This is a genomic window from Paenibacillus sp. Soil766, from assembly GCF_001428105.1.
Classification (GTDB): domain Bacteria; phylum Bacillota; class Bacilli; order Paenibacillales; family NBRC-103111; genus Paenibacillus_E.
The window spans coordinates 287661-301345 of the sequence record NZ_LMSJ01000001.1; the positions used below are offsets into that span (position 1 = coordinate 287661).

8 protein-coding genes are annotated in these 13685 nt (G+C 45.4%); all 8 read right to left on the reverse strand.

Translation table 11 applies throughout. The features are described from left to right. Window positions 1-43: 43 nt before the first annotated feature. Window positions 44-1615: an alkaline phosphatase family protein gene (locus ASG89_RS00890; RefSeq protein WP_235549537.1), complete on the reverse strand. Its 1572-nt coding sequence runs from the start codon at window positions 1613-1615 to the stop codon at window positions 44-46. A 206-nt stretch (window positions 1616-1821) separates the two neighbouring features. Further along, the gene (locus tag ASG89_RS00895) at window positions 1822-3210 is read right to left on the reverse strand and encodes a sialate O-acetylesterase (RefSeq protein ID WP_057308417.1); all 1389 of its coding nucleotides are present in this window, start codon (window positions 3208-3210) and stop codon (window positions 1822-1824) included. Window positions 3211-3278: 68 nt separating this feature from the next. Then, the gene (locus tag ASG89_RS00900; protein WP_057308418.1) at window positions 3279-4841 is read right to left on the reverse strand and encodes an extracellular solute-binding protein; all 1563 of its coding nucleotides are present in this window, start codon (window positions 4839-4841) and stop codon (window positions 3279-3281) included. A 57-nt stretch (window positions 4842-4898) separates the two neighbouring features. Beyond that, on the reverse strand, window positions 4899-5771 hold the full coding sequence (locus ASG89_RS00905) for a carbohydrate ABC transporter permease (protein ID WP_057308419.1): 873 nt from the start codon (window positions 5769-5771) through the stop codon (window positions 4899-4901). A 10-nt stretch (window positions 5772-5781) separates the two neighbouring features. After that, window positions 5782-6732, reverse strand: coding sequence for an ABC transporter permease (locus tag ASG89_RS00910; RefSeq protein WP_057308420.1), 951 nt, complete (start codon window positions 6730-6732; stop codon window positions 5782-5784). A 5-nt stretch (window positions 6733-6737) separates the two neighbouring features. After that, window positions 6738-8378, reverse strand: coding sequence for a right-handed parallel beta-helix repeat-containing protein (locus ASG89_RS00915; RefSeq protein WP_057308421.1), 1641 nt, complete (start codon window positions 8376-8378; stop codon window positions 6738-6740). 26 nt (window positions 8379-8404) lie between these two features. After that, the gene (locus tag ASG89_RS00920) at window positions 8405-9928 is read right to left on the reverse strand and encodes an extracellular solute-binding protein (protein WP_057308422.1); all 1524 of its coding nucleotides are present in this window, start codon (window positions 9926-9928) and stop codon (window positions 8405-8407) included. A 150-nt stretch (window positions 9929-10078) separates the two neighbouring features. Further along, the gene (locus tag ASG89_RS00925; RefSeq protein ID WP_082592529.1) at window positions 10079-13513 is read right to left on the reverse strand and encodes a cadherin-like beta sandwich domain-containing protein; all 3435 of its coding nucleotides are present in this window, start codon (window positions 13511-13513) and stop codon (window positions 10079-10081) included. Window positions 13514-13685: the final 172 nt, after the last annotated feature.

Below are 13685 nucleotides of genomic sequence, written 5' to 3' on the forward strand. Positions count from 1 at the left end.
CTAAACGATGTAAATTTCAGATTTTAGGATGAGATTACCAGCATTACTCATGGCCTATTAGTTCAAGTAAATATGACTTAAAATCGACGATTCGTTGGCTCCTTGGTCTATGTTCCGTCCCACCAATGAGAACTGGAATTAGAGAGTCTGATTTGTACAAAGAACCATGGGCTCCTCCCCCTTGATGAGCTGGATTGCTTTTATCTATAAACTCGAACCCGGGTTTGGAAGTAATGACGAAATATTCGCCATCATGAGAATTCAAAGCCGAGGATAGACGCTGCAGCGCATCCGGATAATCTCCAAATTCTACCGTATTCCCTTCCTGATTCCATGCTAGATCCAGGACTTCGACACCACCCTCCAACGTCCATTTTTGGTTGTAGGGATCTGTAATGGCACCATTCGGTTTATACCTCATTTCTTTGAGGTTATTGCCCTTGATGACGTTAATCCATCCGTTCTCTTTCCAAGCAATCAAGTCGATCCGCTTATCGGTACTTAATCGCTCAGCGATATTGCGGTTGCTGTATTTGCCATTGGCATTGTACACATAGGTCATTCTTTCGTTTGCAGCCAAGATCAAATCCGTTTGCTCCGTTACTGAATCACCGGGGGTATTCAGATTGTAATTTTGAAAAAGCTCGGTTAATTTTATGACAGGATTATCCCCTCTTTGCTGGACTTGGCTTACGCCGCTATCTCCTGCCACAATAAAAATCGCTTTACGCAGCGCTTCATCAAGAGAACCGTAGTTTTGCATAATGCCATTTATTTGTTGATCGACTTCAATTACTTTTTTCATATGGGATGGACCATCCCGATGTAACGCCTGATCCAATTCAGGAAAAAAAACATATAGAAAATCAGGTGCTTGCCCGGTCTTTATTAAATAGGAGGCGACATTAGCCGCGTATTCATTATTCAGCCCCAAATGTTTCGTTGCATTCTCCGGTAAGTCTATGATGCCTCTGAGAGGATTGGAAAAAGCTCCGAATGTGAAAAAATCCGGGCCTTTCACGGTCACTGCTTCGGGTAGCGATGTAGGAGCCGATAACCAGCTAGGAAAACTGAGCTGATGATCCGTGTTTCCTCGGTAAATGATTCCGTTCACCGCCCCTGACTTTAACCCCAGCTTGGCCAAGTCCTCATAGATCGTAGGTGCATTCTTACTAAGATGTTTGTTATTCAAATCAATGAAAACCTGACTCAAAAAAGGATTGGGACCTCTTCGCACGATGTCTCTAATGCCTGTTCCATAATTGATCACATCTTTGTCAGCAGATGAGTACCAAACCAGTCCAGGAATCCGATGCTTGTCAGGATAAGTTCCCGTTAGAAGCGTACTGTCTATTGTCACGCTCATCGTCGGAAACGAACTGACAAATTCTTTATAATATTGCCCATGTTCCTTCAAGAATTTGAAGGTTGGAAGCATATCCTTACTAATTCCTTCATCAATTGCAGAAGATAGCAAGGAATCCACATGTATAAGGATAACCGGTTTTACCGAGTGTGTTTTGTCTAATGTTTTCATTTGAACGAGATCATTTTCTTTGTTTTCCGGTTTCCCGCAGCCAATAACCAAAACGATTAAGAAAATCAATGTTATCACTTTGCTTCTATGCAGGTGTCGATTCATAACATTCACATCCGGTTCTATTACTTACTTTCATACTTAATATCTACCAAAATGTACCGAATGATTCACTCTAACCTTGAACACAAAGCAACGTAGAAATAATTAATAACCTTTCGTGCTGATCGTACTTGTTGAACAAAGGTTTTTCGTGCACGCTACTTATCGATCGTTATCTTGAATTATGGAACATCAACAGGACCGAATAACGTCATCGGTATCCCCAAATCATCCCTTAGATTCAGTGCCGGATAGTACCCGGTTCCGTATTGAAGCTTAGCCGTATAGGGAATGATTTGGTCGAAACGGAGTAAAACAGCCTGCCGATCTACTGATAATGTAGATTCGATTGGCAGACAGACTCGGTCTTCCAACTCGATCTGGAAGCCGAAAGCTCTATCTACTTGCTGGAGTGATCCGTTCATCCCAGTAATATGGACAGTCAGTTCCATCCGATTGGCGTTCCATGTGAAGAAGCTTGGACGTGGACCAGTTGGACGGCTCTCGCCATATGCAAGCCTTAACGCTTGCCATGCAAAACGTTTACCGATCACCTTCAGTGAGCTGGCATCCAGATGTATGGGGTCGGAAAGTGTAGCATCCGCCGTAGATACAAGTGCACATGCCCCCAAGATCTGCTCTAAACGTAATTGCTCGTGTTGAATAAAGTCCCACCAGCTTTCATTCTGCTTATCCCACGAATGAAAGTGTGCCAATTGCGCATAAATAAAAGGCAACTGAGGTTCCTGTAAATCTTCTCTCAGGCATTGGACAAAATGCTCCATTCGTTTCGCATACATCGTAGCAAGTTCCAGATTGGCGTCGCTCTCTCCCTGATACCATAAACAACCCTTCACTTTGCCGCCAGTTGCCTTTACCCGGCGCATCATGGACCCATATAAGGAGTGTCCTTCTTGCCCCCGCAGCGCTGGGTCCCATTGTGTCATCCTTGTCCCCCCGTGCGCACAAACAATGAGCCCGATGGGGATGCCGGTATTTCGGAGCAATTCTTTACCAAAGGAAATACCCAGCCCTGCTCCTCGTGTTCTCGTTTGGCGTTCTTTAAGTCGTTCCTCCAGAAGCTTCTCCTCTGGAACGCTCCAATGCACGGGATCCACGGCTTCAAAATACCAACACATAGGGTCCTCAGCTATGCCCCAACGGTCATCCAGGTAGAAGCAACTCACGCCTTCCATAGGATTCTCCACTTCGAGAAGTGTGCCGCAACCTTGCATATTGGATTGTCCGGCAAGTATCCAGAGATCTCCTACGAAGACTGGCTCCACCTGCGTCTCAGCGATAAAGTCTTCCGTTAAGCCATCGCGAATTCGAAATTGCAGGAAATGACTTCCTGTCGATAGTCTTGTAAAAGCACCATCGAACGAATCTTGATCTCGGATCAATCCTGCCATTACCCACGCACTATCCATCGCGGATCGCATTTCCACTTTTCCACTAGCCGGCAAGGAAAGTCTCAAAGAATAAGTCACTTCTGCTAGTCCCATTGCATCACGCTGATACACCCTTTGCGGACTTGGCCCCACCACCTGCATGCCAATCGGTTCATTCATTTTCTTCACTCTCCCTATAAATAAGGGAAGCAGCCCATCAAGCACTGCTTCCCCTATTGTTCATGTTATTATTTACCTGATTCCGTTTTCTTGATATATTCGTTCATTTGTTTCACATAATCGGTCCCGCCGTTTTTGTACCAGCCTGTTAACAACGCATCAAATTCGCTGGCTGGAAGTTCACCAATCAGAATTTTCATCGTCGTTGTATCCCATACCTTCTGGTAATCCATGTAGTTTGGTTTCTTCGCAGCCTCAGGCTGGAAGCCCAGATCCTTACCGGCGACAACGGTGTCTACCGACTTTTTCAACCATGGCTTCACTAGATCCACGATATCCTTTGGCGTTCCTGTTGTGATGAAGAATTCGGTGTCATTTGCTCTACGCATAGAGTTACGGCGAATATAGAATTTCGGCGGTGGCGTAATTGCCTTCTTCTCTGTCCCCGTAAAGGTGTAATCCGAACCTTCATAGCCATCAACGACCACAGGCCACATGTCATCGGAAAGCCAAGAATTGAACAAATCAACGACCTTTTGCGGATTTTTCGCATTTTTGGTAACTGCCCAGAAGCCCCATAGACCGGTTGGACTTGTCGCCAGATTACCACCCTTAACCTCGCCTTTTTCATTCTTCACATGAACAAAAGTCAATTCCGCATTCGGATTCAACTTTTTCATCTCTGGAAGATGCCACGTGTAGTGACCTGCGAAGCCGGGATATACCCCAGTCAAACCGCGCCAGAAGCGTTCGCGCTGCTTCGTCCCGTCATTCGTGGCAGAATCCGGATCGAACACGCCTTCCTTATAGAGCCTCCCCGAGAATGCAAGGGCCTTCTTAAAAGCTTCACCCTTTTGATCATACATTGGGTTCATATATTCATACTCTCCGCCGGTTGCTTTTTGCCAGCCTAAGAGATCAAACGGTCCCGTTAGAACCGGATCTAGCACCTTGCGTGCGTTATACGCCCCGGCATAACCGTAGGTATCGTTTTTCCCGTTTTTATCCGGATCGTTGAACGTGAATTTTTTTAATATGTCCTCAAACTGCTCAATGGTAATTTCTCCGTTAGCTGGTGCCTGTAAACCCACATTCGTGAGCCAATCTTTCCTGACCCAATACCCATCGTTGCGTACGACAGAAGTCCGCGGAATGCCGTAAATTTTACCGTCCTGATTCACCTTTAGCTGATCCCAGGAGGCTTGATACGTATACTTGTTCAGGTTGTCAGCCGATTTCAGATAATCGTTGACTGGAACCACAATCCCGTCGCGAACCGCGTTTTGGAAAGCCTGATCGGTCGTATTTTCGAAGAAAACGATATCTGGATATTCGCCCGAAGCGAGCATAAGCTGAAGTCTTTCCTTATACCCTGTGACCGGAGGAATGTCGAACGTTAACTTTACGTTGTTCTTCTTTTCCAACTCCCCAATAAACTTAGCATCTGTTACCGATATTTCTGGTTGGTCATGCATCGCCATGATTTTCAAAGGGACTGGACTCGCTGCTGCTGTCGGTTGTGTGCTTGCTGTTGTTGAACCTTTATCTCCACCTGTTGAATTGGACGAACATGCCGTTAACAGCATCATACCTGCAAGTGCAACTACCATTCCTTTACGATTCTTACTCATATCTTATACCCTCCTCATGTAAGTAAAACTAAACTATAGTGCGGGTTTCCCCGATGACTATCCTTTTACGGAGCCTAACATAATCCCTTTTACAAAATACTTTTGTAAAAAAGGATAAACACATAAAATGGGGATCATCACAATCATTAGCGTGGCGTATTTTAATGTTTCACTCGTCACCTGTTGGGATCCCATTTCTGCGGCATTCGATTGCTGAGCCATCATACTAGCCGCTTCAATCACCTCGCGCAGGTAAAGCATGAGCGGCCAATTCGTTACACTGCGAATGTAAATGATTGCGTTAAAAAAGTTGTTCCAATAGCCTACAGCAGCGAATAAACATAAGGTCGCAATAATCGGTTTGGATAACGGAACAATAATCCGAAATAAAATATAGGGATCCGATGCGCCATCCATTCGAGCTGCTTCTTCCAATTCCTCGGGCAGCGATTCAAAGAAATTTTTCATCAGAATGAGACTGAAGCCTGAAAACAATGCCGGCAAAATTAATGCCGCAAGCGTATCGAGCAGCCCTAATGAGCGCATCAAGTAATAATTGGGAATTAATCCCCCGTTGAATAGCATCGTGAATACGATAAGAACCATGAAGAACTTTCGACCTTTAAGTACATTCTTGGATAAGGGGTATGCTGTGATGATATACAAGAAAATGCCTATGCTTACTCCGCAGATCGTAACAATCACCGTATTCAGGTAGCTTCTCCATAACAAAGCTCGCGACATGATTTCTTGATAAGCAGCCAAGTTGAAGTCATGCGGCCAGATCATCATTGGATTATTCACATAAGCCGAGTAGGAACTCAGTGACACTGAGGCTACATTGATAAACGGATACAGCATGACCACACAGATGAGCGAGAGCAGCGTATAGTTGATAGCATCGAATAACTCTAATCTCTTAATGCTCATGTACTCTCACCTACCAAATTTGTTTTCCGAACAATCTTGCAATCCGATTCGCCAGTAGAATGAGAACGAAACCAATTACAGCTTTAAATAGTCCGACAGCTGCAGCGAATGAAAGCCTGCCATCGATTAAACCAATACGGTACGTGTATGTCTCGAATACATCGGCCACCTCATACGTCATGGGATTATATAAAAGGAACACCTGCTCGAAGCCATTGTCGAGAATGTTGCCTAGCTGCAGAATGAGCAGGACAACGACCGTCGTAGTAATACCCGGCAGTGTGATATAACGAATTTGCTGCAGTCTGGAAGCTCCATCCATTTTGGCCGATTCATACAAGGAGGGATCAATACCAGTCATCGCTGCGAGATAGATAATCGTTCCCCACCCAACTCCCTTCCAAACTTCAGCTGAAACGAGAATCGTTCTGAAATATTCTGGTTTTAGCAGAAAAGAAATCGGTTGATAATCCAGGGACTTAATCAGAAAGTTTACCGGGCCGGTTGATGGGGATAGAAAATTTATGATCATCCCAGCGAGCACGACCCAGGAAATAAAGTGAGGCAAATACAGGATCGTCTGAGATAATCGTTTGAACATCAGATTTCTGACTTCATTAAGCATGACAGCAAGTAAGATCGGAGCCGGAAATCCGAACAAGATTTGATAGAAACTAATGATTAACGAGTTGCTCATCACTTTGTAAAAGTCACGTGCTTGGAATAAGTAGGTGAAATTTTCGAAACCTATCCATTTGCTTGCCCATATCCCCCGCACTAAGCTAAAGTCTTTGAAGGCGATCACGATTCCGAGCATAGGAATGTATTTGAATATGACCAAATAAAGCATTCCCGGTATCAAAAAGATATACAGCCATTTATGAAGCTTAAAGTGCTTCAAGGTTGCGCTTTTATGTTCTGTTGCCCTTAATGCACGAAGTTTCTCCGCAGATACTTCCACACTTTTCACTTCCTTTCTTCGATGATAATCATTCTGGATGTAGATGGGTCGATTCGAAATGGCTGCCCGACATTATGAAAGCGGTTACAAACAAGGCGAACACCCTCCGCATGATGAACGTCCACCCCGATGGGTACATGCCGAAACGTACATTCCTCAATGACGATGTTTTTATTATAGAAACCTTCAAGCCCCTCCGAACGAATCCCGATACCTCCTGTTACTCCACAACGAGGTGTGAATCCGCAATTGTCAAAGCTGCACCGGCGTATGGTAACACCATTTGGATGCCCACCTTCGTAGAAGTCAGTCCACTCAGCGCCAATTAATATACCTACATTCATTAAATTCTGATAGGAAACATCCTCAATGGTGACATGACTGTGCTTCACGATATGTCCGCTTCCAGCGATATTACGGAACACGGAATGTTTTATCGTATAGGCGTTTAGCTCCCAGCAGGAAGGGACTGCATGAGCGTTTAGGTTCAGCGGCAGATCCACAGGTTGTTCACATTCGATCAAATAATAGTACCCGCCATTGCCAGAACCGTCCGGTTGCCATGAACGAATCCCGTTCTCCATCTGATCGTCCCCGTTATAAAAGGTAAGTCGACTGCCCGTTCGGAGCGGAGCATAGCTCCATTTCGCCCAGAGTCGCAAGTGATAGCGATCGATCACCTTATCGACCAAGAGGAACGTGCTGTGCATATTCTGACCATCCATCCGCACGCCTTCAACATACATGTGCTCAATCTCGAAGTCACCTTCACACTTATAAATCTTCCATGCATCTCTTGGCGCTGTAAACAGCAACTGTCCTTCTGGCTGAAATCGAACCCGATTCGCTTTCACTCCATTGCAGCTTTCTGTTTGCATCGCAAAACCGTTTGAGCTAACCGTATGCAGATTGTTAAGCCACAATCGGGAGCATTCCTTGAACTGCAATTGAAACTCCGTATTCGCTCCAAAATGCCAAGATAGCCCTTCTCCGACGGTTACTTTCTCAGCAACTTCAGCGCTGTCCAGTCTCAACCTGCGTCCCTCGCCGCCTTCAATGCAACGCCAGTTGACACCTGCACCCTGTCCATAAGTCACACTTTCGCCGACCAATGCACCAGCCTGCAGATCAAAGCGGTTCGCGCAGAAGCAAGCCATGCCGTCTATATAGGGATTGCTTTCAAACACCTCTACGATAAGGAAATCATCCCCTTTGTCGACGATGATTCCAGCACTGGAATAAGCCGGCTCCCGCGAAAACTTTAAATTGCGCAATTGCAAGTCTTCACACCTCTCCGCCCATAAGATAGCGGGCAAATAAGCTTCGTTCTCTCCTTTGTGACAACCGACAAGTAGCGACGCCGGATTACCTTCCTCATCAACAGCACCTTCTAGCGTCAAGCCATGAATATCGTGCAGCCAAAGATGCCTGCGAGCCCAATCCTGACGTTCGGCATCCTCATCTGTCACAAAGCTATACAGATAGTATTTTCCGCGCTCCAGCAGTACGCGTGATTTACAATGTGTAGCAGCAAATGTTATTGCCTGACGAAGCGCCTCAGCCTGATCGAAGGGAACATCCGGCACAGCTCCAAAGTCCCTTGCAAATACACAATTCTCTAGATCTTGTTCTGTTAGATTCAGCATGTTAAGGCACCTTCCTAGTGTACAAATTACTGTTTAAGTAGCTCTTGCTCGACGAGCTGCTTTCTAGCTGCTTCCATATATAAGTCGTAACGATACGTCTTCTCCAGTGTGTGAACGAAATCGTCGTACTCGGATAACGGACGTTTATCATAAATGAATTTGAACGTCTCCTCCATGATGTATCGATTAGCATCTACCGCATTAAACCCTGGTGGCAGCTCGATAAAAGCGTCATAGACCTTCAATCTCGGCTGCTCGATGGCAAATCGATAATAGGGTTCGGCATCTGGGAATTTCGTTCGTAAATAGGTCATTTCATCACGGCCAATCAATTGATACAAGTGTGAGTAAACGACATCATTAATTTTTTCGGTTGGTAGAATCGTATCACCGTCCAATTTAAAGTGAATCCCGGGGAGTCCATATTGCACAAGACGGGAGCCTTCCGTAGAGGATAAATAATTCAGCAATGCAATGACCTTCTGCAATTTCTCGGAATTATTCTGAAGCGAAGCAGGCATGACCGCAATACTACGCGCGCCCACATCGTCATAGCCGTTGTAAGAGCCACCCGGCCCAATTGGTGCTTGTATTTGGACCCAATTGGCTTGCGGCTGCAAGGTCTTAATTTGTTTAGCTGCATCACTATTCACGACAACCGGCCAATTAAAGTTGAGCAATCCTACCTGTCCTTGATAGGCTTTATCTTTATGCTGTACCTTGGTATTCGCCAGAAAATCGGGATCGACGACACCTTGCTTCACCATGGTATTCACGAACCCAAGCGCTTGTTTGAATTGTGGATCGTAGATTGAATTCACAAGCTTGCCATCCTTCAAATAAAACTTACCAGGATACGTTGTACCATACGCCCCGAATATTTGGTCCAGTGCGTTAAATTGCGGATTGCCCGTAAAACCGTACGTATCTTTCTTGCCATTGCGATCTGGATCTTGTTCAGTGAAAGCTTTCATGACCTGCAGCAACTCGTCAATAGTTACAGGTGCCTGCCTATCTACCTGATCCAGCCAATCCTGACGAAGCCATAAGGTGAACTGTGGAGCTGGCGAAACCTTTGGAATGCCGAATACCCGTCCCTTGACTGTTCCCGTCTTCATCGCTTCGTCTCCCCCGACAAATTGCTTCGTCGCTTGGAGCTTATCCATATAAGGTGTTAAATCCAATAAGCTGCCTTGCTGAGAAAGGGCAATCATATCCCTGCGGTCCACATAGAACAGATCTGCAGAGGTGTTGCTTGCTAAGCGGAGATTGCGCTGATTTTTATAATCCTCGTCTCCTACTACTGCTGTAATTTTCAAATCAATACCCAGCTTGGTATCCAATTCTGTCTTGATCATATCCATGGCCGGATCCGTAGGAAGGTTGTTTAGCGCGCTTATCAGCACCTCGATTTTCACCCTTGTACCGGTTTGATTAGTAGGAGCAGCTGAATTCGGGCTCGCAGGCTGCTTGCTGCAACCTGCTAAGCTTAAGGTTAACAATACGCATGTCACTAAAGCGGGAACAGATTGCCATCTTCTCAAGATCATAAGTCTCTCTCCCTCATTGCAATGAAAGTGATGCCATACACCTATTGTACATCCTGCGAGCCCTTTTCACCTTTCAACATTTCGTAAAAAACTTCATTATTTCATTATTCGACTTTCGAACCTGATAGATCATACTGTTCTTCGTCTTCTCTAGTTCTTATTTTTGTCTTTGTCTTTGTCTTTGTCTTTGTCTTTGTCTTTGTCTTTGTCTTTTTTGGCAGGCCCAGCGCCTGGTTCGGGGTTGGTAGGATCATTTGCCTTTGGAACGAACATCACCGCATCTGCACGCAGGTACGCTGTATCCATGGCAGTCATCGTAACGGTCGCCTCCTCATCTTGCGTAAAGTGATAAGTACCAAGCGAGATCCACTGCTGGCCTCCCATCTTCTGATCGATCATGACGGACGTCGAGCCCCCCGCATGCTGCACAGTGTACATGGCTTGCGTTGTACTGTTATGAAAGGACGGATTCCATATCCGTACTTCATAGTTCCCCTCTGTTTCAAGAGCCTTACTCCAATTCACTTGATCGCCAACAGTCCTTGTAAATCTGGTGTCATTATCGTCATAGCCGAAAGCGTCTGTTGTGGAAGACCATGTGCCTGTTTCCGAGTAGCTAGGATCTCCGTTGTCTACGATAACTGCATCAAGAGGTGCGTCCAAACCATAATCTTTCGTGTAAAATTTGAAATAATCATAGGTTACTTCCGCAGGCAATTGGTCATCCGCAACAGGAAGCTTATACACCAAAGATGTCAACCATAAATGCTGACCTCTCCCTTGCGTCCCCGCTCCATGCGGTCCGGGATAGAATTCTTCTCTGAACATTTTACCGTCCACATAAAATTTAATCTTTGTCGGTGTCCATTCCATTCCGTACGTATGAAAGCCATCAGAGGAGTCCACTTCGCTGTAGGTGGTATAAGGCACATATGTCAAATGCGCATCTCCGGGCCACCAGTAATGACCTGCGGTCATTACTCCATCGGGGTGTGAAGTATCAATCTCAAATCCGTCGATTTCATTTACCTGATAATCCGTTGTCGGGGAATAGAGCTGATCCCCATCGAGAACCGTTACCCGCTGATTCAAGCCTGCAATCCAAAAGGAACTGTGAAACCCTTCCTTATTCCATTGCTTAAATCTAGTTTCATAATAGCCGTATCCCAAAAGCGGCTTGGTAATAATGCCACCCCCAGAATAAGCCCTTCCACCGCTGCCAGCAGGCTCCTTTTTCAACGCAATTCTTAGAAAGCCATCCGATACAGACACGTTTTCTTTTTTATTATCGGTATACGCATTACTTCCTATGCGATAGTACCACTGATCGTTATTCAGAGCGGAACCATTAAATTCATCCTCAAAAGCAAGCGTATAGCCGGAACCCGGTACTGAAGGTACTAATTCGATATGCAATCGATAAACGAGCTTGCGACTTCCATCCTGGGAAGTAACCTCGATTGGTACTGTTCTAACTCCACCGAATAAGGACTCCTTGGAGACTAGCAGGTTGCTTTGACTTTGGCCGTCTATTTTTAACGTCTGTCCCTCCGCGCCTTTCACCGGTGTTAACGTAATGTCTCGATCTGTAACGATCGTGTAATCGGTTGAATAAGGATCAAATGAAATGAGACCGTTCGATAATGTGATGCCTGATAACCGTTCGTAATTTTCCCCCGGTACGTTTGTTGGAGGCGTAGCCCCATATATTTCAAAGGAATATAACCCTGTAAACACGAAATCTTTTGCTTTGTCCGCATAAAACCGCACGTACCTAGCGGTCACCTCTGGAAAGCTGACGTTTTCAATCGAGGATGGCTTGGCTTGGCTGATATAGGCGTCCTGCCATTGCAAGCCGTCGTCCGAGTATTGAATTTTGAAGCTTTGCATATCTGTGTAGTTGTAAAAAGCAGCCACTGCCCGATTAAACGAGGTTCTGCGGAGTAAATCTACCTCCAACCAGACATAAGGTGTGCCATCTGCCAACACATTTCGCCATACCGAAGCTCCATCGCCATCCACCGCATACTTGCCCGGCGTCAAATAGTATTCTTGAGTAGTCCTCACAGGCTTTCCGCGTGTATGATTCCCGTTGCCCACCGTAATGTCATATTGCTTCTTATAGGAACGGTCCTCTGCTTGCACCTCAACTTGAATGGTTTGAACGCCATGTACTAGCAGGATTGACATTGAGTCTGTACCACTGCTAATTTGGGCACCATTCACGAAAAGAACTGCGTTCAAATCACTTGTTTCAGCCGTTATAATGAGCTCATTCTCCCCATTTGGGACCTCATAGGAATATGTGATTACGTCTGGCTCAAATCCCGGCGATTGGTTCTGTCCAGGCGTAACGTTGTAGCCTCTTGTTAGCTCATGTCCGTTGATCTGCAGTTTTTTCAATGTTGCGTCTGCCTTCTGACGATAAATATTCAGCCTATAGTGCTGGCTATAAGCTGGATCTTGGGCTATCACCACAATGTCAATCTCGTTATTGCCAACTGTTAAATCTACAGATATCGGTTGTTCTGAGCTGATTACGGTTCCGTTCACCTTCACAGATGCTGCGGTATCAGCTGATATAGGCAAGATGGTAATGGATGAGCTTGCATTTTGAACCGTATACGTATAAGAAGTCACGCTAGGGTCGAACTCCTGCAATGGAACCCCATTCAACTGCAAATCGCTTAATGTCACATTCGTGTTGTTACCAGCTGAACGTTTTACAACAACCGTGTATCGCTGAGTGTAGCTGCTATTTACCGCTTGAACATCGATAGGAATCTCATTATCTCCGATTATTAACGGAATGGACTCACTTGAAGACCCATTGTTCACCACCACCCCATTCACTCTAATCTCTGCTGAAGGATCAGTAGCAGTCGGAGTAATCGTAATCTCATGTACGGCATTGCTTACTAAATACGTATAGGAAGTCACTGTAGGCTGAAATATAGATGTGGAGCCAACCTGCAAATCACGAAGCGTATGAATCCGCGATGGCAGCTTCTCAAACTTTACCGAATCCGAGTTGAAATAACCTGTCGGGCCTCCCGGATCTCTGGAAAGCTTCACATATTCCTCCCCTGCTGCTTGAAAATCAAAGATGCCTAACTCTACCCAACCGCCAGCCGGAGCCGCATTATCATAAGCCGACTTCGTCGACTCACCATTCCGATACACCTCGGTCATTAGTCGAGCGGATGCCGCCGTTCTTTGGACGATCCATACGGACACTCGATATGTTCCCATTGTAAAGCTTTGCTCGCTTAAGGATGGTGTGTAGGTTGCATAAGCAGTATTTGTATTAGCATTCTGAGCACCCTTTGCATAAGCTAGTGTGCTTTTGGAACCGCCCCCCAGCATGCCTGAGCTGAAGTAGCCCTTGGTCGTTGTGGGAAATCCACCTGCGATATTAGGCGCCCCTTCATTATCGTTATCGATAATGATCGTTTGCTGCACAGATTCTGTTGCGTAAGCTGTGTCAGCTCCATAAGCCTCAAAAATGCCACTTAACCCTGAAGACATAAGTAGTACGAGGGCAAGAAAGCAGAAAACCATACGTCTGAATGACTGGTACATCATATTCCCCCTATTTTCAAATAAAATACAACAACATCCTCATTATCACTTCATTTAATCGCTCATCTGCATTCAAAATTTATTAAAATGATTCAATATTCAACGAAGTATCAGATAACACTAACTTTCGCTCGGAAAGCTATTATAATAAGAGTTAAGATCGTTTAGGAGGACT

Bases quoted from the DNA above. Each gene is read 5' to 3' on its own strand.
- ASG89_RS00895 (WP_057308417.1), bottom strand. From the start codon at position 3,210: ATGAATGAACCGATTGGCATGCAGGTGGTGGGGCCAAGTCCGCAAAGG.
- ASG89_RS00925 (WP_082592529.1), bottom strand. From the start codon at position 13,513: ATGATGTACCAGTCATTCAGACGTATGGTTTTCTGCTTTCTTGCCCTC.
- ASG89_RS00920 (WP_057308422.1), bottom strand. From the start codon at position 9,928: ATGATCTTGAGAAGATGGCAATCTGTTCCCGCTTTAGTGACATGCGTA.
- ASG89_RS00900 (WP_057308418.1), bottom strand. From the start codon at position 4,841: ATGAGTAAGAATCGTAAAGGAATGGTAGTTGCACTTGCAGGTATGATG.
- ASG89_RS00915 (WP_057308421.1), bottom strand. From the start codon at position 8,378: ATGCTGAATCTAACAGAACAAGATCTAGAGAATTGTGTATTTGCAAGG.
- ASG89_RS00905 (WP_057308419.1), bottom strand. From the start codon at position 5,771: ATGAGCATTAAGAGATTAGAGTTATTCGATGCTATCAACTATACGCTG.